Consider the following 23,667-nt stretch of genomic DNA (forward strand, 5'->3'; position numbering starts at 1 on the left):
TCCGGAGACGGGGCCGTTCGCGATTCGGAGCTCGCCTACGTCAGGAGCACTTCTTCGCGGGCGTGCGGAACGTGCCCCCGCTCGAGTACCAGCCGTTGGCGCCGATGCTCGGCTTCTGGTGGTAGAACCAGCTGAAGAACGCCAGCTCCTGCAGGTGGTAGGTCTTCCCGTTGATCGTGTCCGAGATGATCGTGCCACTCAGCGGGTCGCCGGTTTCGAGGTTCGCCTGGCAGCCGCTCACCTGACCGATGTGGCCCCACGGCTTCGTCGGGTTCACGACGTTCGGGTCGTTCATCCACTCGGAGACTTCGTGCGTGAGCGCCGAGACGTCGGCGGTGCCGCTGAAGTCGCCGGTGTTGTCGTAGTTCGCCACGCCGAAGGTCTGGAACTTTCCGCCGTTCGTGAAGGTGTCGTGGAAGCCGAGAACGCAGCAGTTCGACGGCGTGCCCTGGTACATCACGACGTTCTCGAGCAGGAACAGCGGGAACACCGTGGTCGCGTTCGGGATGTTCGGGATCAGCGTGTTCTTCACCAGATTCTCGAACCAGCTGATCTCCATCGCGCCGAGCTTGCCGTTCGCGCAGGGCGCCGTCCCTTCGGCCGAGTCGGCCGCGGGGACGTTGACCGTCACCGTCGGCATCGTCGTGAGCGGCAGCTTCACGTGGTAGCCGGGGTTGATCGCGCCCGGCTTCGTGAACTTGTAGAACTCCTCACGCTGGAAGGCGTCGTCGTACGTCGCCTTGCCGAGCGGCACGCCCTGGCTCGCGGACCAGTTCTGAGCGACGAACACGGGCGACTTCTGCGTGCGCGAGAGCGCGGTCGCGGAGTCGCAGCTGTTCGCGGCGGACGGGTCGAACACGTCGCCGTTGGTGAGGTGGATCCGGAGCGGCACCAACACCGTCTTCACCGTCGTGCTCGGCGTCGCCTGGTGGATCGACGGGTCCTTGCCGACCATCGTGTAGGTGAAGGTCGACGTCCCGTCCTTGACGCTGTTCGTCCACAGCGGGATCGACGCCTTGGCGCTCGCAGCCTTGATCGCGTTGACCTGCGCCGCCGAGCGCGGAGGCGCCCAGTCCAAGCGAGCGTGCTTGATCGTGATCCTTCGCACGGCCGCCGGTGCTGCGCTCGCGTTGGCCGCGAACGCCAACGAGGCGAATGTCGCGAACGCGGCCGCGCACGCGACGAAACGAGATGATCGGGACACGAGGCGCCCTCCACTGGTACCCGCGAATGAGCCCGCCCCACCCGCTCGAGTGCGGCGCAGTCTTACCAAACGCAGCCCGTCCCGTCCATGACCCTGCCCGTCAGCAAGCAGCCGATCGTCGACCGGCGCGTCCGCCGCGCACGGCTGCTCGGCGCCGAAGACGCCCGGCGCGCGCAGCTCGGATGAGAGCATCTGGCGCGCGAGCACCAGCGCATCCTCGAGCAGCTGAGTGTCGGAGACTTCCTGACCGGTCGCCCGTGCGAGGTCGACGCGTGCGTGGCGACGTCGAAGTTCGCGATGTTCAGCGCGATCGTCGCCGGCATCTCGCCGAACGGAAGCTTCACCGTCTTGCCCATCGCGCCGGGCCGCGCGAACGCCGCGAGCGCGCTCCGAGAACCGGCTGCAGCATCTCGAGACCTTCCACGGCGTTCCCCTTCGCGTGATCCGACGGCTTGTCGCGCGGTCTTCGCCGTGGCGCGGCGTCTCGGATCACCGCGCGGCATGATCCTCCGATGGCCATCGAATACGACGCCGGCTACGGACGGCTCGTCGACACAACCGTGCGCGTCGCGACCTGGAACGTGTGGGGCCGCTACGGGCCGTGGGAGGCGCGGCTCGCCGCGATCACCGAGACCCTGCGACGCGTCGACGCCGACATCGTCGGGCTCCAAGAGGTGTGGGAAGACGACACGCGCAGCCAAGCCGCGGAGCTCGCGGCCGCGCTCGGCTACGAGGGTGTCGTGTACGCCGCCAACCTCGAACGTGACGGCGCGCGCTCGGGCAATGCGGTGCTCGCCCGCTGGCCGATCCGCGCGCACGAGGTGCACACGCTCCCCCGCGTCGCCGGTGACTTCATCGACGAGGAAGGCGAGGAGCGGCTCGTCGTGCTCGCCGAGGTCGACGGGCCGCGCGGTCCGATCCAGATCTACTGCGCGCACCTGAGCTGGCGCGCCGACCACAGCGCGATCCGTCAGGAGCAGGCGGCCGCGATCTGTCGCTTGGTTCGCGAGCGACGACCGCGATCGTTCCCGGCCGTGCTCCTCGGCGATCTCAACGCCGGCCCCGACAGCGACGAGCTGCGCATGCTCACCGGACAACGCACGGCCGCGGTACCGGGCGTCGTGTTCCGCGACGCGTGGGAGGCCGCGGGCAAGGAGGGTCGCGGCGCGACCTGGTCGAACGTGAATCCGTTCGCCGCCGCGAGCCTCGACCTCGACCGCCGCATCGACCACATCCTCCTCGGCGCACCGAAGCTCCACGGGTGCGGGCAACCGCTCGCGACCGGGCTCGCCGGCGACGAGCCCGTCGACGGCATGTTCGGCTCCGACCACTTCGCGGTCGTCACCGACCTGCGCTACTGAGCAGGCGAGCGTTCGGCGCCGAACCCCAGCCGAAGCACCGTGCCGCGACGAGCGACCCCTGCGACCAGGCGCGCTGAGCAGGGCGCGCGTAGCCTCCGACCGTGATCCTCACCGAGCTCGCAGTCGACGCCTCCACGTTCGAGGCCGGGACCGGGTGGGCGCTGAAGCCCGAGGGCGCGTGCAAGGGCGGCCGGCAGGCACAGGTCTGCGTGCCGCTGCCCGACGACGCGCGCACGGGCGACGGTCGCGTCGACGTTCGCGTCGTCGCCGAACGACTCGGCATGCCGATCGTCACCGACGCCGAGCGCGGCCTCACGGCGCTCGGTCCCGAGACGGCGCTCACCGGTCGGGCGCTCACGACCGCGGTCGCACCCGAGCTCGAGCTGCCCGACGCGAACGGCCGGCCGTTCCGGCTCTCGAGCCTGCGCGGCAAGAAGGTGGTGCTCCTCGCCTGGTCGTCCTGGTGAGGCTGCCGCTTCGACCTGCCCGGGTGGCAGGCCCTGCGCACCGAGTTGCACCCGAAGGGTGTGGAGATCGTCACCGTCGCGCTCGACGTCGACGCTGAGGCGGCCCGGCCGTTCATCGAGGCCGCGCAACCCGAGCACCCGTCGCTCATCGACTCCGCGCACGTGATCGACGAGAAGTTCGGTGTCGTGAACGTGCCGAACGCGTTGTGGATCGACGAGGACGGCACGATCGTGCGGCCTGCCGAACCCGCATCTCCGGGCGCGAACGAGGCGCTGGAGTCGTTCCGAACGATCGACCTGTCAACGGTGCCGCCCGATATCGCCGACGTGCTGCGCGAGGCGCGCAAGATTCGCAGCGAGCCCGAGCGCTACGTCGCGATGGTGCGCGACTGGGCCGAGCGGGGCGCGGCGAGCACGTACGCGCACACGCCCGACGAGGTGATCGCGCGTTCGCAACCGCGTTCGATGGACGAAGCGCGCGCCGCCGCCGAGTTCGACCTCGGCCAGCACCTGCATCGCCATGGCGACCACGCCGGCGCGATCGTCCACTGGCGCGAGGCGCATCGCCTCTATCCGTCGAACTGGACGTACAAGCGCCAGGCCTGGAACTTCGAGGACCCCGTCCGCCAGGGTCACACCGACGCGTACGACGGCTCCTGGTTCGAGGACGTCAAGCAGATCGGCGCCGAGAACTACTACCCCGAGCTCGTCGACTGAGCTTGTCGGTCGCGCTCGCTCCCGCGAGCGCGACCAGCTGGCACAGGCGGCGATCAGTCGGAGGTGCGGGCGCGGTAGCGGTGGAGCGCGCCGGGCACGGCGATCGCGAGCACGACCGCGCAGTAGAGGATCGCGGCGGGCACCGGGTGATCGATCGGCCACATGTGCTTCGTCACCGGAGCGAGCGGGTTGCCGAACAGCGTGCGGGTCGCCGCGACGAGCACGCTCATCGGGTTGATCGTCGCGATCCACTGCAACACGTTCGGCAGCGTGTTGATCGGCACGAACGCGCTGCTGAGGAACGTGAGCGGGAACACGAGCATGAACGCGACGCCCATCACCGCGTCGGGTGAGCGCACCATCAACCCGATCCACGTGCCGACCCACACCATCGCCGACGCGAACGCGAGCAACAGCACGATCGCGCCGAGGAACTCCGGCACGCTCGTGTGCGGACGCCAGCCGACCAGCAGACCGGCACCGAGCAGCACGACGATCGACAGCGCGAGGCCCGCGAGCTCGGCGAGGTAGTGACCGAGCAGGTACGCCATGCGCGTCGCCGGGAGTGAACGAAACCGGTCGATCACGCCTTCCGTGAGGTCGGTCGCGATCGAAGTAGCCGGACCGACGAGACCGAACGTGAGCGACTGGATCAGGATCCCGCCGATCAGGTACTCGCGGTAGTTGCCGCCCTTCACCGCGATCGCGCCGCCGAACACGTACGCGAACAGCAGCACGAACATGAGCGGCTGTGCGGTGACGTCGAGCAGCTTCTCGGGGATCTGCCGGATGTGCTCGAGGTTGCGGCGCGCGAACACGAGCGAGTCGCGCCACGTCGTGCGCCAGCCCGCCTGGTACTGACGGTCGAGATCGCGCGTCTCCGGCGCGAGCACTTCTTCGGGAACGAGCGTGGTGGTCATGCCGGCACCTCTGCGGGGGTACGGGAGCGGCCGGAGCCGGTGAGCGTGAGGAAGACGTCGTCGAGGCTCGCCTGCCGGCGGTTCAGATCGACGGCGTCGATACCCGCGTCGTCGAGCGCGCGCACGACGTCGATGATGCGCGTGCCCTCGTTGATCGGCGCGGTGACGATGAGCACGTCCTCGTCGAACGTCGGGTCGTTGGCCGCGAAGCGCGCCAGCGCGCCCGCCGCGGCGACGAGCTCCGACGACGCCGACACCTTCACGTCGACGCGGTCGTTGCCGATGCGGGCCTTCAGCTCGTCGGGCGTGCCGTGCGCGACGGCGCGCCCACGATCGAGCACGACGATGTCGTCGGCGAGCCGGTCGGCCTCTTCGAGGTACTGCGTCGTGAGGATGAGCGTCGTGCCGTCGCGGACGAGCTCGCGCAGCAGGTGCCAGAGGTCACCGCGGCCGATGGGGTCGAGTCCGGTCGTCGGCTCGTCGAGGAAGAGGACCTGCGGCCGGGCGACGAGGCTGGCCGCGAGGTCGAGGCGCCGGCGCATGCCACCCGAGAACGTCTTCACGAGCTTCGTCGCCTCGCCGCTCAGGTTGAGCAGCTCGAGCAGCTCGTCGGCGCGCTGTCGGGATTCGCGCTTCGACAGGTGATGGAGCCGGCCGATCATCTCGAGGTTCAGCCGGGCGCTGAGCAACCCGTCGACGGTCGCCTCCTGGTTCGCGACGCCGATGCGGCTGCGCACGGCCGCGGACTCGGCGACGACGTCGAAGCCGGCGACGCTCGCCCGGCCCTCGCTGGGCGACGAGATCGTGGTGAGGATCCGCAGCGCGGTGGTCTTGCCGGCGCCGTTGTGGCCGAGCAGGCCGAGAACCGAGCCCCGGGGCACCTCGAGGTCGAGGTCCCGCAGGGCCCAGAGGTCGCCGAAGCGCTTGCCGAGTCCTTCGGCGCGCACCCCGGCGTCATCAGGGCGGTGGGTGGACATGAGCGGCCTTTCGGGGGGTTTCGTAGGGTGTACCGAGACCCGGTACGTCGTACGATGAACTTTAGCAGTACGCTGTACGACGTGGCAACCGAAAATCCCCGCCGCCGGCCGCGGCCCCGTCCGCTGCGGGCACCCGCAGCGGAGCAGAACGACGAAGTGCTGAGCGACGCGCTGCGGCAGTTCGTCGTCGACACGGTGAGCGAGAAGATCGCCGAACAGACCCAACGCCAGACCGACAAGATCGTGGCGAAGGCCGCACGACACGCGGAGCGTCTCGACAAGCTCACCGAAGGTCTCGACGCGCTCGACGTCTGGAAGCGCGCCGAGCCCGGTCGCCGTCAGTCGCGCTTCACGCGCGCCGACATCGCCGAGGTCGCGTTGCGCATCGCCGACAGCGACGGACTCGACGCGGTGTCGATGCGGCGCGTCGCGTCGGAGCTCGGCGCGGGAACCATGACGCTGTATCACTACGTGCGCACGAAGGACGAGCTCTTCGCGCTCGTGAACGACGCGATCATGGCCGAGATCGTCGTGCCCGACGACGCGCCCCTCCCTGCGCACTGGCGCGATGCGATCACCGTGATCGCGCGGCGTTCACGCGATGCGCTGCGCAAGCACTCGTGGATGTTCGACATCGCCGACGAACCGTCGGTCGGTCCCAACGCGGTGCGGCACTTCGACCAGTCGCTGCAAGCCGTCGCTTCGGTTCCCGGTTCGCTCGCCGACAAGCTCGACGTCCTCACCGTCGTCGACGAGTACGTGTTCGGCTTCTGCACGCACGAACGCAGCTCGTTCCACGACGTCGACGACGACTCCGAGATGATCGAGTACGTCAAGGAGCTCGTGGCAACGGGTGAGTACCCGGCGCTCCAGAGGATGATCGACGAGCACGGCCTCGAACAGCTGTGGGCGCAGATCGAGGGCCACGCGCACGACGACGCCCGCTTCGACCGCAACCTCGCCCGTCTCCTCGACGGCGTCGAACGCGACCTCACCGCCCGTTAGTGGTACTGCGTTGCCCGGCGATATGCCGGCAACGCAGTACCACTACGGAGCCGTGGGCGTGAAGGGCACGACTTCGTAGCCGCGGACGGTGCTGGTGTGCACCCAGCGGAGACCGTCCTCGTCGATGTCCCAGGCGGGGAACCGCTTCAGCGTCTCCTCGAGCGCGACGCGCGCTTCCAACCGCGCGAGCGCGGCGCCGAGACAGAAGTGCGGGCCGTAGCCGAACGACGCGTGGCGGCTGAACGCGCGGCGCACGTCGAAGCGGTCGGCGTCGGGGTACTCGCGCTCGTCGCGACCGGCGCTGCCCGTGAGCAGCGCGATCTTGCAATCGGCGGGGATCGCGACGCCGTGCAGCTCGACCGGCCGCGTCACCCAGCGGGCCTGGATCGGCGACGGCGCCTCGTAGCGCAGCAGCTCCTCGATCGCGTTCGGCAGCAGGCTCGGGTCACCGACGAGCAGCGCGCGCTGGTCGGGGTTGCGCGCGAGCAGCACCGACGCCCAGCTGAGCAGGCGCGCGACCGTCTCGTTGCCGGCACCCGAGAGCAGACCGATGAACGCGAGCAGCTCCATGTCGTCGAGCCGGCGCGGCTCGCCGTTCTCGACCATCTCCGACCGGAGCAGCGCGGTGATCATGTCGTCGGGCGGATCGGCGTCGGAGCGGCGCGCGTTGATGATCTCGAGCCAGTAGCTGTAGAGATCGATCACGCCTTGGTTGCTCGACAGCGTCTCCCCCGGCTCGATGTGGAGCATCGCGTCGGTCTGCTGCCGGACCATGTCCTGATCGCCTTCGGGCACGCCGAGCAGTGACCCGATCACCATCGCCGGCAGCTTCGCCGCGAACTCCTGCACGTAGTCGAAGCTGCCCGCGCCGACGAGGGGGTCGAGGTACAGCGCGACGAGGTCGCGGATGCGAGCCTCGAGCGCGGCGACGCGCCGCGGCGTGAACGCGCGCGAGACGAGCGCGCGCAACAGCGTGTGGTACGGCGGGTCCTGGAAGATCATCGGCGCGAACGTGTCGATCGGTCGGTCGATGAGCTCCAGCACCGTGCCGCGCGCCGACGAGAACGTCTCGACGTCGCGCGACGCGTCGTACACGTCGTCGAAGCGGCTCAGCGCGAAGAAGCGGTACTGCTCGTTCCAGTAGACGGGCGCGCCGTCGCGCATCCGCTTCCAGATCGGATGCGGATCCGCGTCGATCGCGTAGTCGTACGGGTCGTAGATCAGCTCCGACCCGTACGACGCGACGTCGGTCATGTCGACGTTGGTGGGATCAGCCGGCGGGCGGCGCGACGATCGACTTCAGCTCGAGGTACTCCTCGAGGCCCTCGCGGCCGAACTCGCGACCGATGCCCGACGCCTTGTAGCCGCCGAACGGGGCGATGAAGTCCATCGTGTACTGGTTCACGCCGAACGTGCCGGCGCGTACGCGGCGGCCGAACTCCATGCCCTTGTCGATGTCGGCCGTCCACACCGAACCGGCGAGGCCGTACTCGCTGTCGTTCGCGATGCGCAGCGCTTCCTTCTCGTCGTTGTACGGGATCACCGCGATCACGGGACCGAAGATCTCCTCGCGCGCGATGCGCATGTTGTTGTCGACGTTCGCGAACACCGTCGGGCGGACGTACCAGCCCTTCTCGGTGCCCTCCGGACGCCCGCTGCCGCCGACGGCGACCTTCGCGCCCTCTTCCTGGCCGAGCGCGATGTACTTCTCGACGCGCTCCTGCTGACGTTCCGCCACCAGCGGACCGATCTCGGTCGTCGCGTCCGACGGGTCGCCGACCTTCATGGCGCCGACCATCTCGGAGAGCGCGCCGACGACCTCGTCGTAGCGCTGCTTCGACGCGAGGATGCGGGTCTGCGCGACGCAGGCCTGCCCGTTGTTCATCAGCGACGCGAACTTGAGGCCCTGCACCGTGGCGTCGAGATCGGCGTCGTCGAGGATGATCGCGGCCGACTTGCCGCCGAGCTCGAGGCTCACGCGCTTGAGCTGCTCACCGCAGATGGCCGCGATCTTGCGGCCCGCCGCGGTCGAACCGGTGAACGCGACCTTGTCGACGTTCGGGTGGCGCACGAGGTGCTCGCCGACCTCACGACCCGCGGGCACCACGCTCACGACACCCTTCGGCACACCGGCCTCTTCGAGCATCGAGCAGACGACGAGCGCGTCGAGCGGGGTCTCGGGCGCGGGCTTGATGACGATCGAGCTGCCCGAGAGGAGGGCGGGCGCGAGCTTCGACATCGTCACGAACTGCGGCACGTTCCACGGCACGATCGCGGCGACGACGCCGACACCCTCGTGACGGACGAGCACCTCGGGCGCGAGGGTGCCGGGACGGCGCTCCTCCCACTCGAACTGCTGCGCGACGTTGATGAACGAGCTCAGCATCATCCACGGCGCGGGCGTCTGCGCGAGCTGCGAGAACGAGATCGGCGAGCCCATCTCGTCGGTGATGACCTGCGCGAGGTCCATCATGCCCGCCGCGTAGATCTCGGCGAACTTCTGCACGACCGCGATGCGCTCGGCGGGATCCGCCTGGCTCCAGTCGCCCTCGTCGAACGCGGTGCGAGCCGCGGCGACGGCGCGGTCCATGTCCTCCGCCGTGCCGTCGGGCGTCCGGCCCACGAGCTCCTCGGAGTGGGGCGAGACGACGTCGATGGTGCCCTTGCCGGTCGAATCGACCCACTCACCACCGATGAACAGCTGCTTGAACTCGAGCACGATTCGACTCCTCTCGCGGATCCTCCCGCGGAGGCTAGTGGCCGGTTTGGGGTAGGCGAAACCTGACGTTCAGGCTGCGCGTCGCGGCGCGACCGTGTGACCGTCAGCCGTCGTAGAAGAACGGGTCGTGGAGACCGATGAGGGCGCGCTCGCGCGGCGTGGACGCGCGGGCGACGGCCTCGGGCGCGCACTGGTTCGCGTCCGCCGTCGTGCGGATCCGCTGCGCGATGTCGCGGCGCGCGTAGTGCGCCTGCAGGAAGAATCGGCCCCGGCCACCATCCTGCGCGGGCAGGCCCCGGTGCCACGCGTCGGAGACGAAGAGACACACATCGCCCGCCTCGACCTCGAACACCTGCGGCGGTCGGCCGTCGTAGGTGATCTCCTCGCCGCCCTTGATCCGGCCGTACGGAGGCAACCGGCCCGAGCGATGGCTGCCGGGCACGACCGCGGTCGGCCCGTCGGCGCGCGCGCAACGGCTCAGCATCAGATGACCGGCGACCGCGAAGACCGGATACGGGATCGCGTCGGGCCATTCGACACCCTCGGAGCGCGGCACGTGCGGACCCGCGTCGCAGTGCCACGGACCGCCCTTGAAGTCGGGCGGGTTCCTCCACGCGGTGTTCGCGATGACGTGGCAGTCGTCGCCGAGCAACGGCTCGATCACCGCGAGGATGCGCGGGTTCGCGATCGCGCGCTGACACGCGGCGCTGCGGTTGAACATCTCGTAGCGGAACTCGTCCTTGTCGCCGCGTGAGCGCTCCGACGGGAACGCGTCGAACGCGGCGTCGATGTCGGCGCGCATCGCGTCGATCTCGTCGCGATCGAAGACACCGCGCAACAAGGCCCAGCCGTCACGCTCGAGCTGCGCGCTCTCCACCGGCGCGTCGCCGTCGTAGACACCCAGGTTCTTCATCACGCGCGTGATCACGATGCGACCTCCCTTCCGTCGAGCGCCCGAGCCGTGATGCCGAGCTCCGCGAGTAGGTCGAGGCTGACGTGCAGACCGCCGGTGCGCTCGGGCGGGCAGTCGCACAGCGCGAGCGTCGCCTCGACCATCGTCTCCATCGGTTCGATCGCCTCGGGACCGACGATGTCGCCGACGAGCACCTCCGCACCCTCGCTCATCACCGCGGCGCGCGGCTCGATCGTGTTGATGCGCACGCCCGTGCCCTGGAGCTCGACCGCGAACGCGTGCGTGATGCGATTCAACGCGGCCTTCGTCGCGCCGTACACGCCGATCACGCCGTTGACGCCGCCGCTCCGGTACGGCGGACCCGGCGCGAGGCGCGCGGTCGCGCTCGACAGGTTCACGATCCAACCCTCGCCGCGCTCGATCATCCCGGGCAGCACCGCCTGCGCGAGATCGATCGGCGCCTCGACGTTGACCTCGAACATCATGCGCCGCCGGCGCAGCGGATAGTCGAGCGTCGACTGGTACACCGCGGCGGCGCCGTTGTTCACGAGGATGTCGACGCGGCCGTCGAGCACTTCGAGCGCGCGCGGCACGATCGTGGCGCGGCTGTCGGCATCGGCGAGGTCGGCCACCACGGCCTCGACCGTCGTGCCGTACGCGCGGCAGCGCGCGACCGTCTCGTTCAGGCTACCGGCGAGGTGATCGTGCCGGTCGAGCGTGCGCGCCGCGATGACGATCGACGCACCCTCGGCCGCCAACCGTTGCGCGAGCGCGGCGCCGATGCCCCGGCTGGCACCGGTGACGATCGCGTGGCGGCCGCGGAGCCGGTCCGGCACGCGCGCCTCAGGCCCAGTACGAGCCGTCGAGCATGCGCTCGAGCAACGTGCGGAACATCACGAGGTCGTCGGGGTCTTCGGGCTTCTCCATGATCCCGTACGCCATCCCGCGCGTGCTCGTCCGCAGCGACACGACGGCGAACCGCAGCGCGGCGAACACCTCGAACCAATCAAGCGGTCCGAGCAACGTGTTGGTCATCCGCTCGTAGGTCTGCTTCACCTCGTCGCGCTGCATGAAGTCGGGAATGCCGGGCAGCTCGAACTTCTCTGCGAGGTCGTCGAAGAAACGATGCAGGAACACCATCCACGCGACGTCGATCTCCGCGGGGCCGACCGTTGCCATCTCCCAGTCGAGCACCGCGACCGGTTGGAAGTCGCGGTAGAGGATGTTGCCGATGCGCGCGTCGCCCCAGTTGAAGACGGTCGGGCCCTCGTCGGGACGATGCGCGTCGAGCCATGCGAACGTGCGCTCGATGAGCGGGTACGTCATGCCTTCGCGCGCCCAGTCGTAGTACCACCGCTGGTAGCCGAGCTGCTGGTCGAGCGCGGAGGTGCCATGGTCCGGCTGCGCGAGGAACGCGAGGTCGTGCGTCGCCGGCGTGATCGCGTGCAGCCGCGCGAGCACGCTCACCGACGAGTCCTGCAGCGTCTGCCGCTGCTCGGGCGTGGCGTCCATCATCCAGCCGCCGAACACGTAAGGCGGGATGTCGGGAGGTGCGTCGCCGTGGACGCGCCGCATCACGAGGAACGGCGTGCCGACCCACTTCGAGTCGCCCTCGTACCAGACGACCTCGGGCGCGGGAACGTCGGTGTCGGCGCGCACGAGGTCCATGCAGCGGCGCTGGAGCTCGAGGTCGTACTGCGGGAAGACGGGATACACCTCGGGCAGCGGCGCGAGGCGAGCCGCGTACTCCTCACGCGCGCCGTCGCGCTCGACCGCGAAGAGCACGGTCTCGCTCGACATGCCGTTCCCCGGCGACGCGACGTCGACGACGGTCGCGTCGGCGCCGACGTTCTCGGCCGCCCACTCCGTCAAGGCGCCGCGGATCTCGTCGAGGTCGCGACGCCACGGCGTCCCGAACTCCTCCATCTCCTCCGACATCACCATCCCCCCTCGGTCGCGCAGAGTAGTGGTCGTCGTGGAAGCGGTCCGGCGCACGTAGTCGACGAGGCACGGATCGGCGGCGCGTGCGACGCCACCGATCTGCGAAGGGATCGGATGCACGCCATCGAAGCGCGGGCGCAGCTCGTAGGTCGCGACGAGCCGGTCGACCGCACGACCGATCGCCGAGAGCGAGAACCGCGTCGCCGGGCACCGGTGCGAGCCGTGACCGAACGTCGCGACGACCTCGCGTGCGCCGAGCGCATCCTCGTCGCGGAGCCGCCGCCCGACCCAACGGTCGGGATCGAAGCGATCGAAGCCCGGCAACGCCGTCGTGTTCGTGAGCGGCAGCATCGTCGCGAGGATGACGTTCGACGCGAGCGCGTACGTCGTCGCGCCGTCGTCGACGGTGCAGGCGCGCAGCACCGACCGCATCATGATCGAGCGCTGGCCGATGCGCACCGCTTCGAGCGCGCACCGGTCGAGCAATCCGGCTTCTGTGCCCGCGACCAGACGCGCGTGCACCGCGGGATCGAGCAGGACGAGGCACAACGTCCAACCCAGCGCCGCGAAGAGGTTCGTCATCGTCGCGACGTGGAGCAGCACCACATCGCCCGTGATGCCACGCGTGCGTACGTCGCCTTCGACGTCGTCCCAGCGGCGCGCGATCTCGGAGAGGAAGCCGTTGTCGCCGCCCGCGCTCAGGCGCGCCGCGACCGCAGTCTCGAGCCGAGCGAGCGCCGCACGCTCCGACTCCTTCGTGTCGTCGCGGCCGGCCATGCGCTCGGGGTTGACGAACGCCTCGGCGCCGTCGAGCTGCTCGAGATCGGCGATCAACGGGTCGAGCCCCGGCGGTGCGGCCGCGGTGTCGCCCATCCAGCAGCCGAGCGCGAGCCGGTGACCGAGCCGGCGCGCGAGCGCGAACGCGTCGAACGTGCCCGCGTCGCCGAGCTCCTCGATCTGGCGCGCGATCGCGACATCGAGATGGTCGAGGTAGTGCTCGACGTCCTGCGCGCCGAAGAGATCGTGCGCGAACGTGCGCCGTTCGAGGAACAGCTCGTCGGGAAGCTTGCGCAGCAACATGCGGTAGTCGGCGAGGCCCTTGCTCGCGACCCGCTCGGGAAGCGCGTAGAGCTGCTCGAGCGCGCGCGGCGAGAACACGAACAGGTAGCGGTCGGATCCGGAGTCGACGACGAACGTGTCGCCGAGCTCGCGGCGCGCCGTCGCGAGCGCGGCGACCGGATCGGGCGCGGCGGCGTCGTCCCACGGGAACGTGATCGGTGCGCGCGGCGGCTCGGGATCGATCGCCGGCGCGTCGCTCATCGCAGCTCGTTCATCCGTGCGCGTTCGGTACGTGCAGCTGGTCCGGCGTCGGTGGCCCGTCCGGGAAGCTGAAGAACATCAGCTGCGTGCCGTACGCGACGAGCCCGCTCTCGGGATCCCACAACTCCATCTCGAGCGCGGCGTAGCCGTCGCCCGCGCGCCGCGCGGAGTTGTGCGCGAGCAACCACTCGGATCGCCACTCACCGAGGATCTGTACGTGGAGATCGGCGCTCGGACTCAGCCACACCGGCCGATCACCGCGCTCGCCGACGCGCTCGCCCACCGCGCCCGGCATCGTGTCGCACAACGTCACCAGGCCGTGCGGGTCGAGGTGTCCGTCGGCGAGCCGGGGCGCCTCGTCGAACCGGTACCACGACGACCGCTCCGACGACGTCGGCTCGTGCTCCTCCCACGGCGCGTGCCCCTCGACCGATCGCCCGTCCACGAAGTCCCAGTACGGGAAGTGGAACCGCAGGTCGAGGTTGTCGGGATCTTCCGCCGGGTCCGCGGCGGTGCGGAACGAGCGGCACTCCTCGGGCGGCGGCGCGTCGGGCATCGAGCGGTCGGTGAACTCGAAACCGGGACGCGACGCGCCGAACACCGCGATCGCCGTCGTTCCCGCGGCTTCACCGGGGTTGCGCACCGTCGCGGTGAGCTGCGAGATCGAACGACCACGACGGATCACACCGACGTCGATCTGCACCGACCCCGCCCGCACCTGGCCGGCGAACACCACGCTCACCGAGCGCAGCTGCTGCTCGGGATGCGCGAGCCGCGCCTCCATCGCGCGCGTCGCGACGACGGTGACGATTCCGCCCTGCGGCAGCATCGGCGCGTTCCAGTCGGGACTCAGGAACGCGTGGTACCGACCCGGCCGCGCGCGATCGGCAACGACTGCGGTCTCGCGCACGAACTTCGAATCGGCGCGCGCCACGGCGTCGAGCGTCTACTCCGCCGGCGCAGTCGACGGCAGGCCGAGCTTGCGGTGGTCCCAGGAGACGACGCGGTCGACTTCGACCTTCACGACCACGCGCTTGTTCAACATCACCTCGACGAAGGGCTTCATCGCTTCCGAATACGGGCCCTGGTAGCGCTCGAAGACGCTGATGCCGAGCTCGAAGATGCGGTCGGGCTCGTCGACCTCGACGATCTCGACCTTGCCGACGAGCTCGACGCCGCGCAGCTCCTCGTACTTGTCGCCGTCCTCGACCATGCACGTGATCGTGTTGTTGCGGCGCAGGTTCAGGACCTTCTGCGACTTCGCCTTGGTCTCGAACGCGATCGCGCCTTCGAGGAAGCCGTACCACATCGCCACCACATGGATCGTGTTGTCGTGGTTCATCGTCGCGAACGACATCGTGCGCCCTTCCTGCAGGAAGGCGGCGATCTCGTCGTCCGACATCTTGATGATGTCGCGCTGCTTCACCCCATGACCCATCTGCGGCTGCGCCACGTGACCCTCCACTGTCGACCGAGCGTCATCTTGACCGCTGCGCGCCGGCAGGCGCCAAGAGCTCAGCCCGCGGCGTCGTGCTGCGCGAGGACCTTCTTCGGCGCGACGAGGCGGAAGCCGTCCTCGACGATGCCGGCGACCTCGTCCCAATCGACGTCGCGGTCGAGGCGCACGCCGACCCAGCCGCGCGTTCCCACGTAGGGCGGCACGAAGAAGCGGTCGGGCTCCTCGTCGACGAGCGTGGCCTGCACGCCGTCCGGCGCCGCGCACCAGATCGCGAGCCGGCCGTCGCCGTGGTGATCGTCCATGAACATCACGAACGTCTTCTTGCCGCCCGCGAAGAACGTCGGCGCACCGTGGCTCAGGCGTTCCTCGGTCTCCGGGAATGCGAGACAGATCCTGCGAACACCCGCGAGCGCGCGTTCCGTGTCACGGCGCGTCATGGTCGCATCCGCATGAGCTCACGCGGTCGCCGCGCACTCGTCCCGGTTGTTGCGGCGGCTCCAGCCGGCGTCATGCAGAGAAGAGTGTCTCACCGATGTCGTGGCCGCGTTGGACCCCGGGCGGCACCGCGAAGATCGCGCTGCCGTTGTGCTCGATGTACTCGTTGAGCGCGTCCTCCAGCGCGAGCTTGTGCTGGAGCGGCACGAACTGCGTGCGGGGATCGCGCATGTACGCGAGGAAGAACAACCCCGCGTCGAGGCCGGCGGTGACGGGGTTCACGCCGTCGGTGAACGAGTAGCCGCGCCGCAGGATGTGATGTCCGCGGTTCGTCGACGGCGCCGCGAGCCGGATGTGCGCGGTGTCCGGGATCACGAAGTTGCCGTCGGCACTCCGTGCGTGCAGGTCGACCGCGTCGTGCTCCTGCTTCGAGCCGATCGGCGCGCCCGTCGACTTCACGCGCCCGATCACGTGCTCCTGGTCCTCGAGGAAGTCGCGATCCCACTGCTCGATGCGCATGCTGATGCGACGCGCGACGAGATAGGAGCCACCGCGCATCCACGCGGGCTTCTCGTTCGGGCCGACCCAGACCTGCGAGCTCATCAGCGCGCCGTCGTCGCCCTTGACGTTGTTCGTGCCGTCCTTGAAGCCCAGCAGGTTGCGGGGCGTGTCCTGGCTCGAGCTGGTGCTCGACGTGCGCCCGAAGCCGAGCTGCGTCCACCGCAACCCGACGACGCCCTTGCCGATACGCGTGAGATTGCGCAACGCGTGGAAGCAGACGGTCGGGTCGTCGGCACAGACCTGGATGCAGAGATCACCACCCGACTTGTCGGGGTCGAGGTTGTCGCGCGGGAACGCCGGGAGGTCGATGAGCGCGTTCGGGCGCTTCGCCGCGATCCCGAAGCGGTCGTGACCGTTCTTCTCGAACAGCGTCGGACCGAACCCGAACGTCATCGTCAGCTGTGCGGGTTGGAGGCCGAGGGCCTCGCCGGTGTCGTCGGGCGGCGCCGCGAGCACGTCGTTGCGGCCGATCTCGTTGCCCGCGGCGAAGCGCGCGCTCGCCTCCGTCCAGTCGTGGAGCAGACCGACGAGGTCGCCACGCGTCGCGTCGAGCACGTCGAACGCGCCGAACAGCAGCCGGTCCTGCGCGGGCGTCGCGATTCCGGCCTGATGGTCGCCGTAGAACGCGACCGCCCCGCCCGGCGACGCGCTCGACGAGCTCGTCTCCCAGAACGTCGACTTGCCCGCGAGGGTCGCGCCGACGCCCGCGGCCCCGGCGATGCCGAGGCCGCCGACGAACTTGCGGCGGCTGATGCGCTCCCCCACGTCAGGCGACGATCTGCTCGGCGACCTTCGACAACGGCTCCGCGGCCGCTTCGATCGAGAGCGCGACCGCCCGCGTCTGCGACGCGGTGAGCGCGGTGTAGAGCGCGTAGCCGTCGCCCTGCTTGTAGGGCGCGAGCGCGGTGTCGACCGCCGCGAACCGCGCGTCGATCTGCGACTTCGTGACCGGCGAGCTCTTCGGCAGCAGCGCGGCCACCGAGTCGAACGCGACGCGCGCGCCGTCGACGTTCGCCGCGAGGTCGACGAGGTCGAGGTGCGAGTAGCGCTCCTCCTCGCCCGAGATCTTCGACGTCGACGCCTCGTTGAGGAGCTCGACCGCACCGTTCGCGATCGTCGCGGGCTCGAGCTTCACGGTCTTCACGACGCGGTCGAGCTGCTTCACGTCGGTGACGAGCTTCTGCGCGACCGGCCCCATACCCGAGAGGTCGTTCTTCGCGTACAGCGCCTGCTCGATCTTGTGGAAGCCGCCCCATTGACTCGCGGGCACGTCGTTGGCGCGCGCGTCGATCCGGGGATCGAGATCACCGAACGACTCGGCGACCGGCTCGATGCGCTCGTACGGCGCGCGTGCCGGACCGTACGCGGCCTTCGCCGCGGCCACGTTGCCGGCCACCACCGCGTTCGCAAACGTCGTGGTGAGCGTGACGAGCTGGTCGGCCTGCTGCTCGAGGTACTGGCGGTACTGGTTCACCGCGACCGTGCGCGCGGCAACGTCGGCGACGGGTGTGGTGGTCGCCTTGCCGGTGACGGTGAGCGCGCCCTTGCCGTCGTGATCGGTGCCGCCCGGGCACGAGAGCGCGAACGTGCCGGGTTGCAGGGTCACCGAGAACGAGCCCGACAGCCCCGGCGGCACGTTCTCGACCTCGGCGACGATGCGGTCGCCCTTGTCGAGGATCTCCATCTCGGAGATCGCGCTCGCGTCGTCGTTGCTCACGTCGAACTTGGTCGGACCCGCGGGCAACGAGAGCTTCGACGGGCTGCAGCCTGCCTTCACGAGCTTGATCGCGACCGTCTTCACGTTCTTGGCGCCCGCGCCGCTCGATGCCGACGAGCCGCAGGCGCCGAGCGCGACGACCGCGGCCATCGCCGACGCGCCGATAGCCGTGCGCGTCGCGACCGATGGCCGCGCGCGCGTCCGCTCGACCGGCCGCCCACTGCTGCTCGAGCCCGACGTGCGGCGCGACTTGGGCCAGAGGACGAACAGCGACATCGGCACGACGTAGACGAGCCAGCCGAGCACCTCCGCGATGACGGGGCGCACCTGCACGCCGAGCATCCCGGTGAGCAGCGCGGACCGGATCGAGCCGGGCCCGACGAAGCCGGTGAGGTTCAGCACCTGGTGCTGACCCGAGTTGAGCCAGCCCGCCTCGTGCGCGGTGTGTGCGGCCGTGGCCACGAGGCCGGCGGCGACGAGCACGAGCACGAAGCCGGTGAACCGGAAGAAGCGGTCGAGGTTGATCCGCACGCCGCCCTTGTAGATGCCGAAGCCGATCGCGATGGCGACGAGGACGCCGAGCGTCGCCCCGATGCCCGCGGCCGCGGGATCGCTGGATCCCTGGAAGGCGGCGAGCAGGAACACCGCGGTCTCGAGGCCTTCGCGCAGCACCGCGAGGAAGGCCATGAAGACGAGCGTGCCGACCGAGCCGCCGACGAGCGCGGCCGCGGCCTTGCCCTCGAGGTCGTGCTTCAAGCCGCGGGCGTGCTTGCGCATCCAGATGATCATCCAGGTGACCATCGCGACGGCGGCGAGCCCGACGACGGTCTCGAGCCCCTCCTGCTGACGCTGCGGCAGGTTCTCCTCGGTGATGCGGAGCGCGATCGCCGCGCCGGTGCACAGCACGACGGCGAACCCGACACCGAGCCACATCCAGCGCATCACGTCGCGCCGGCCCTGTTGGATCAAGAAGGTGGCGATGATGCCCACGATCAGCGACGCCTCGAGCCCTTCCCGCAGGCCGATGACAAAGGTGGGCAGCACGCCGGGCCTCCCTGGTCCGTGATTAAGTTAGGTTGCCCTTAGTCTGAAGGTGCGAAACCCGATCCGTCAAGTCGGTCATCGCGTACCGGAGCCCCGTGGGGCGGACGTAGGGTCGGCCGACCGACACGAGATCCAGCCCCGCGAGGAGATCCCCATGCGCTACCGCCGACTCGGACGCACCGCGCTGCGCGTGAGCGAGCTGTGCCTCGGCACCATGAACTTCGGGCCGCTCACGACCGAGGCCGACGCCGGCGTCGTGATGGACCGCGCGCTCGAGCACGGCATCAACTTCTTCGACACCGCCAACCGCTACGGCGGCGACAAGGGTCCGGGCGCGACCGAGGCGATCGTCGGGCGTTGGCTCGCGCAGGGCGGCGCGCGGCGCGAGAAGGTCGTGCTCGCGACGAAGGTCTTCGGCCCGATGACCGAGTGGCCCAACGACGGCGGCCTCTCCGCGCGCCACATCCGCGATGCGTGCGACGCGAGCCTGCGCCGGCTGCAGACCGATCACATCGACCTGTACCAGATGCACCACGTCGACCGGCACGCGCCGTGGGACGAGGTGTGGCAGGCGATGGAGGGACTCGTCGCCGCGGGCAAGGTGATCTACGCGGGCAGCAGCAACTTCGCGGGCTGGCACATCGCGCAGGCGAACGAGACCGCGAAGCACCGCAACTTCCTCGGGCTCGTCAGCGAGCAGAGCCTCTACAACCTCGCGTCGCGCACGGTGGAGCTCGAGGTGCTGCCCGCGTGCAAGGCGTACGGGCTCGCGATGATCCCCTGGAGTCCGCTGGCGGGCGGGATGCTCGGCGGCATCATCAAGGCCGAGTCCACCGGCCGGCGCAAGAACCTCAATCCCCGTTACGAGGCGATGCGTCCGCAGATCGCACGCTGGGAGGACTTCTGCGAGCAGCTCGGCGAAGCGCCCGCCGCGGTCGCGCTCGCGTGGCTGCTCGCGCAGCCGGGTGTCACGTCACCGATCATCGGCCCGCGCACGCTCGAGCAGCTCGAGGGCGCGTCGCTGCGCGCGACGCAGATCACGCTCGAGGAGGACGCGCTCAAGGAGCTCGACGCGATCTTCCCCGGCCCCGGCGGTCCCGCGCCCGAGGCGTACGCCTGGTAAGGAGCGGGCGCGCGGTCAGTCCGAGACAACGCCGAAGCGCCGTGCCGCGACGAGCAAGCGCGCGACCGTGCTGGTGACTCGCACGGCAACCTGACGGTAGCGTCAGGCACGTTCTGACGTGACGACGGCAGCGGCGAGCGAAGCGAGCAAGCGACCGGGCCCACTCCCGTCCCGCGTGCGGAGCGGCGAGCGCAGCGAGTGCGACAGGAGTTGCAGTGATCCCCAAGATCGTCAGCGTCGACGACCACGTCGTCGAGCCCGCGCACGTGTGGCAGACGTGGCTCCCCGAGAAGCACCGGGAGAAGGGCCCGCACGTCGAGCGCAAGCGCTGGGGCCCGTTCGAGCACAAGCCCGGCGCGAAGTACGGGAACCACGAGGACCCGAACGGGCGCTGGGGCGACGCGTGGTACTTCGAGGACCGGCTCATCTACGTACAGAAGCGCTTCGTCGCGATCCCGCTCGACGCGACGCCCGACGGCGACGTGTCGCGGTTCGACCGCACGAAGATGGTGATGGAAGCCGTCACCTACGACGACATGCGCCCCGGTTGCTACATGGTCGAGGAGCGCATCAAGGACTTCGAGCTCAACTGGGTCGACGGGTCGCTCCCCTTCCCCACGTTCCCGCGCTTCTGCGGCCAGACGTTCTACGAGGCCGACGACAAGGAGCTCGGGCTCGCGTGCGTGAAGGCCTACAACGACTGGATGGTCGAGGAGTGGTGCGCGCCGTCGCGCGGCTTCAACATCCCGCTGTGCATCATGCCGTTGTGGGACGTCGACCTCGCGGCCGCCGAGATCCGGCGCAACGCGGATCGCGGCGTGCGCGCGTTCTGCTTCAGCGAGCTGCCGCACCACCTCAAGCTGCCGACGATCCACAGCGGCGGTTGGGACAAGGTGTTCCAGGTGTGCAACGACACCGGCGTCACGCTGTGCATGCACATCGGCTCGTCGTCGACGAACCCCGCGGCGTCGCCCGACGCACCCGGCGGTGTGGGCGGCACGCTCGCGTTCAACAACTCGATGGCGTCGCTCGCCGACTGGCTGTTCTCCGGCAAGCTCATCGAGTTCCCGAGACTCAAGCTCGCGTACTCGGAAGGCCAGATCGGCTGGATCCCGTACGCGCTCGAGCGCGCCGACACCGTGTGGGAGCAGCACGACAGCTGGCAGCACTCGAAGGAGCGCATCCCCGAGCCGCCGTCGAGCTACTACTACGGCCGCATCTTCGGCTGCTTCACCGCGGATCACCACGGGCTGCACTCGCTGCCCGAGGTCGGTGAGGACAACATCTGCTTCGAGACCGACTACCCGCACACCGACACGACGTGGCCGAACTCGAAGGAGTACGTCGAGAAGATGCTCGCCGGCTTCGACGACAAGGTCGCGTACAAGGTGCTGCGCGGCAACGCGATCAAGATGCTCGAACTGGATCGGGCGTAGTGGTGCTGCGTTCTCCGGCGATACGCCGGGAACGCACTACCACGGACGAGGAGGTCCGATGATCGGCACCCGCACACGACGCGCGCTTCCCGCCGCGTTCGTGGTCGTCGCCGTGCTCGCGCTGCCTGCGAACGCGGGCGCGGCCACGCAACCGACCGTTCACTCGGTACGGACCGGCGGCGCGGTCGCGCTCTCCGACACGGGCGGCGCGCCGACGACGATCGAGTCGCTGCTCGTGCCGCGCGGCTCGTGGACCGTCACGGCGAACGTCACGGCCGTCGACTTCGGCTCCGGTGACTTCGTGCGCTGCACGTTGCAGAAGAACGGCGCCGGGTTCGACGGCGGCGCGACCACCTACGTCGACGACACGGTCGCCGATCTTACGAACGCCGGCGTGGTGAAGACGACGGCCGCGGCGACGACGATCGCGTTGGTGTGCCAGCACGACCACAACGCGCCGAACCCGTCGCAGTTCTACCTCGACCCCGGCGCCACGCTCACGGCCGTCGAAGGGGGCCCGATCCGGAGCGCGGCGGCCGCCGCATCGGCGGGCCCGAACGTCGTGCAGAAGCGCACGCCCGCACAGACCGCGCTCAGCCCGGACACGTCGACACTGGTCGAGCAGCTGCGCGTCCCCGCGGGAACGTGGGCGTTCCACACCAACCTCTCGGTCGTGAACTTCGGGGACTTCGACTTCGCGGGCTGCGAGCTCTTCGGGCCGACAGGGACCGGCGACGTCGGGGAGCAGCAGGTCGTCGTGGGCGGTGATCCGGACGTCGTCGTCAGCAACATCGCGATGCAGGGTGCGCGCACGTACGCGAAGGCGACGACCGTCAAGCTCACCTGCAGCGCGGCGTACACCGACAGCGTCTACGTCGACCCGGGCGCGACCGTGATCGCGACCCGCGTCGCGCCCGCCGACGTCGTCTTCGACTTCGACACCAAGGGCGTGCTGTCGGACACCGGCGGCGTGACCACGACCGTCTTCCACCGGTCGATGCCGGCGGGCGCGTGGCGCGTCTCGAGCGCGCAGACGGGCGAGCTGTCGAACCCGAACCACAGCATCGGCGGCGGTACCGACTTCGTCCGCTGCGGCCTGTACGCGGGCGGCACGCGGATCGACGGCGGCGCGACGACGCGCATCTCGACCGGCACCGGCGGCGGCAACTACGAGCAGATGATCGTCGAGTCCGGGACGCGCACCGCGAAGAAGCCGTGGACGCTCAGCGTCCGGTGCTCGCACGACGCGACGATCGCGACCGGCTCGCACTGGGTCGTCTTCTCGGCCAGCCCTGTCGTCGCGATCCGGCAGGGCCCCATCGAGTCGTCCGTCATCTGAGCCTGAGCCCTTCGGTGCCCTCCGTGGTACTGCGTTATCGGCGCATAGCGACGTAACGCAGTACCACTGACGCGGGTTCAGCGCGCGAGGAACCTCTTCGCGAAGGCTTCGACCTTGGGGCGGCCGTCGGGGGGCCAGCCGCAGACGAGGTAGCCGAAGCCCGCGGCGGTCCACTCGTCGATCGTGCGCCCGATCGCGTCGAGGTCGTCCTCGAGCGAGAGTGATGCGGCGCGCAGGATCGCCGACGGATCGCGACCCGCCTGCTCCGCGAGCGTGCTGATGCGCTGCGACTTCGGTCCGAGGTACTTCGGCGGGCCGAAGCAGTGCCACACGTCGGCGTAGCGCGCTGCGATCGGCATCATGCGCTTCTCGCCCGATGCACCGATCCAGATCGGCGCGTGCGGCTGCTGCACGCAACGCGGGAACAGCGTCGCGTCGTGGACTTGGAAGTGACGGCCCTCGAACGTGAAGTTGTCGGTCGTGAGCAGACCGCGCACGATCTGCACCGCTTCCTCGAACGCGTCGACGCGCGCCTTGAGCTCCGGGAACGGGATGCCGAGCTCGTCGTGCTCCTTGTCGAACCACGCGGCGCCGTACGACAGCTCGAGCCGACCGTTCGACGCGTGGTCGATCGTGATCGCCTCGGCCGCGAACACCGCGGGGTGGCGATACGTCATGCCGGTCACGAGGATGCCGAGCCGCACGCGCTCGGTGATGCCACTCCACGCCGCGAGGGTCGTCATCGCCTCGAAGCACTCGCCCGGGCCCTCGCCGTACATCGGCTGGAAGTGGTCGAAGCCCCAGATGCCGTCGAAGCCGAGGTCGTCGGCGAAGCGGGCACGCCCCGCGTTCTCCGACCACGACATCCGCTGCTGAGCAATGTCGATCCCGAATCGCATCCGCGCGTTGTATCACCGCGCCGGACGCGACGGCAACGAACCGCCCGGTGCTGACGCCCGCCGCCCACCACGAGTTCGGTGGACGGCCGGGCGTCATCGCCGGGGGGCGA

General features: G+C 69.7%; 20 protein-coding genes. 6 read left to right on the forward strand and 14 right to left on the reverse strand.

The window, feature by feature from the left end; genetic code table 11:
• Nucleotides 1-40 precede the first annotated feature (40 nt).
• On the reverse strand, nucleotides 41-1,078 hold the full coding sequence (locus tag VH914_02115; GenBank protein HEX4489976.1) for a hypothetical protein: 1,038 nt from the start codon (nucleotides 1,076-1,078) through the stop codon (nucleotides 41-43).
• Between the two features lie 638 nt (nucleotides 1,079-1,716).
• On the opposite strand from VH914_02115, the gene VH914_02120 reads away from it, so the two are divergent.
• Both VH914_02120 and VH914_02125 read left to right on the forward strand, forming a co-directional pair.
• Nucleotides 1,717-2,565, forward strand: a complete 849-nt coding sequence (locus VH914_02120; GenBank protein HEX4489977.1) for an endonuclease/exonuclease/phosphatase family protein — start codon at nucleotides 1,717-1,719, stop codon at nucleotides 2,563-2,565.
• A gap of 101 nt (nucleotides 2,566-2,666) precedes the next feature.
• Nucleotides 2,667-3,749: a ResA-like WAxxUGC motif-containing protein gene (locus VH914_02125; protein ID HEX4489978.1), complete on the forward strand. Its 1,083-nt coding sequence runs from the start codon at nucleotides 2,667-2,669 to the stop codon at nucleotides 3,747-3,749.
• Nucleotides 3,750-3,802: 53 nt separating this feature from the next.
• Here VH914_02125 and VH914_02130 read toward each other — a convergent pair whose 3' ends face one another.
• Both VH914_02130 and VH914_02135 read right to left on the reverse strand, forming a co-directional pair.
• Nucleotides 3,803-4,669, reverse strand: coding sequence for an ABC transporter permease (locus VH914_02130; protein ID HEX4489979.1), 867 nt, complete (start codon nucleotides 4,667-4,669; stop codon nucleotides 3,803-3,805).
• Nucleotides 4,666-5,616, reverse strand: a complete 951-nt coding sequence (locus VH914_02135; GenBank protein HEX4489980.1) for an ATP-binding cassette domain-containing protein — start codon at nucleotides 5,614-5,616, stop codon at nucleotides 4,666-4,668. The genes VH914_02130 and VH914_02135 overlap by 4 nt, the downstream gene beginning before the upstream one ends.
• 111 nt (nucleotides 5,617-5,727) lie before the next feature.
• Here VH914_02135 and VH914_02140 point away from each other — a divergent pair, with 111 nt between their 5' ends.
• On the forward strand, nucleotides 5,728-6,651 hold the full coding sequence (locus VH914_02140; GenBank protein ID HEX4489981.1) for a TetR/AcrR family transcriptional regulator: 924 nt from the start codon (nucleotides 5,728-5,730) through the stop codon (nucleotides 6,649-6,651).
• Between the two features lie 42 nt (nucleotides 6,652-6,693).
• On the opposite strand, the gene VH914_02145 is transcribed toward VH914_02140, so the two are convergent.
• The 10 genes from VH914_02145 to efeO all read right to left on the reverse strand — a co-directional run bounded on the left by VH914_02145 (nucleotide 6,694) and on the right by efeO (nucleotide 18,760).
• On the reverse strand, nucleotides 6,694-7,905 hold the full coding sequence (locus VH914_02145; GenBank protein HEX4489982.1) for a cytochrome P450: 1,212 nt from the start codon (nucleotides 7,903-7,905) through the stop codon (nucleotides 6,694-6,696).
• Nucleotides 7,906-7,921: 16 nt separating this feature from the next.
• Entirely contained in the window at nucleotides 7,922-9,370 is a 1,449-nt protein-coding gene (locus VH914_02150) for an aldehyde dehydrogenase (GenBank protein ID HEX4489983.1), read from the reverse strand.
• Between the two features lie 103 nt (nucleotides 9,371-9,473).
• The gene (locus VH914_02155; GenBank protein ID HEX4489984.1) at nucleotides 9,474-10,298 is read right to left on the reverse strand and encodes a phytanoyl-CoA dioxygenase family protein; all 825 of its coding nucleotides are present in this window, start codon (nucleotides 10,296-10,298) and stop codon (nucleotides 9,474-9,476) included.
• Nucleotides 10,295-11,119 (reverse strand): SDR family NAD(P)-dependent oxidoreductase, encoded by an 825-nt coding sequence (locus VH914_02160; GenBank protein ID HEX4489985.1) that lies wholly within the window; start codon nucleotides 11,117-11,119, stop codon nucleotides 10,295-10,297. The genes VH914_02155 and VH914_02160 overlap by 4 nt, the downstream gene beginning before the upstream one ends.
• 7 nt (nucleotides 11,120-11,126) lie before the next feature.
• Nucleotides 11,127-13,544, reverse strand: a complete 2,418-nt coding sequence (locus VH914_02165; protein HEX4489986.1) for a phosphotransferase — start codon at nucleotides 13,542-13,544, stop codon at nucleotides 11,127-11,129.
• Between the two features lie 10 nt (nucleotides 13,545-13,554).
• Complete coding sequence (locus VH914_02170) at nucleotides 13,555-14,478, reverse strand: thioesterase family protein (GenBank protein HEX4489987.1); 924 nt, start codon at nucleotides 14,476-14,478, stop codon at nucleotides 13,555-13,557.
• Between the two features lie 12 nt (nucleotides 14,479-14,490).
• A complete protein-coding gene (locus VH914_02175) occupies nucleotides 14,491-14,982 on the reverse strand; it encodes a pyridoxamine 5'-phosphate oxidase family protein (protein ID HEX4489988.1) in 492 nt (163 codons plus the stop codon).
• A 77-nt stretch (nucleotides 14,983-15,059) separates the two neighbouring features.
• Complete coding sequence (locus tag VH914_02180; GenBank protein HEX4489989.1) at nucleotides 15,060-15,440, reverse strand: MmcQ/YjbR family DNA-binding protein; 381 nt, start codon at nucleotides 15,438-15,440, stop codon at nucleotides 15,060-15,062.
• A 70-nt stretch (nucleotides 15,441-15,510) separates the two neighbouring features.
• Entirely contained in the window at nucleotides 15,511-16,764 is a 1,254-nt protein-coding gene (gene efeB / locus VH914_02185; protein ID HEX4489990.1) for an iron uptake transporter deferrochelatase/peroxidase subunit, read from the reverse strand.
• A 1-nt stretch (nucleotide 16,765) separates the two neighbouring features.
• Nucleotides 16,766-18,760, reverse strand: a complete 1,995-nt coding sequence (efeO, locus tag VH914_02190; GenBank protein ID HEX4489991.1) for an iron uptake system protein EfeO — start codon at nucleotides 18,758-18,760, stop codon at nucleotides 16,766-16,768.
• Nucleotides 18,761-18,914: 154 nt separating this feature from the next.
• Between efeO and VH914_02195 the strand changes: the two genes are divergently transcribed.
• The 3 genes from VH914_02195 (at nucleotide 18,915) to VH914_02205 (ending at nucleotide 22,658) form a co-directional block, all read left to right on the forward strand.
• Nucleotides 18,915-19,883 (forward strand): aldo/keto reductase, encoded by a 969-nt coding sequence (locus VH914_02195; protein ID HEX4489992.1) that lies wholly within the window; start codon nucleotides 18,915-18,917, stop codon nucleotides 19,881-19,883.
• Nucleotides 19,884-20,098: 215 nt separating this feature from the next.
• Complete coding sequence (locus tag VH914_02200; GenBank protein ID HEX4489993.1) at nucleotides 20,099-21,319, forward strand: amidohydrolase family protein; 1,221 nt, start codon at nucleotides 20,099-20,101, stop codon at nucleotides 21,317-21,319.
• Between the two features lie 58 nt (nucleotides 21,320-21,377).
• Entirely contained in the window at nucleotides 21,378-22,658 is a 1,281-nt protein-coding gene (locus VH914_02205; GenBank protein ID HEX4489994.1) for a hypothetical protein, read from the forward strand.
• 77 nt (nucleotides 22,659-22,735) lie between these two features.
• Here VH914_02205 and VH914_02210 read toward each other — a convergent pair whose 3' ends face one another.
• Complete coding sequence (locus VH914_02210) at nucleotides 22,736-23,557, reverse strand: LLM class flavin-dependent oxidoreductase (GenBank protein HEX4489995.1); 822 nt, start codon at nucleotides 23,555-23,557, stop codon at nucleotides 22,736-22,738.
• Nucleotides 23,558-23,667: the final 110 nt, after the last annotated feature.

It is taken from the genome of Acidimicrobiia bacterium (genome assembly GCA_036271555.1).
In the GTDB taxonomy this organism is placed as follows: Bacteria; Actinomycetota; Acidimicrobiia; order IMCC26256; family PALSA-610; genus DATBAK01.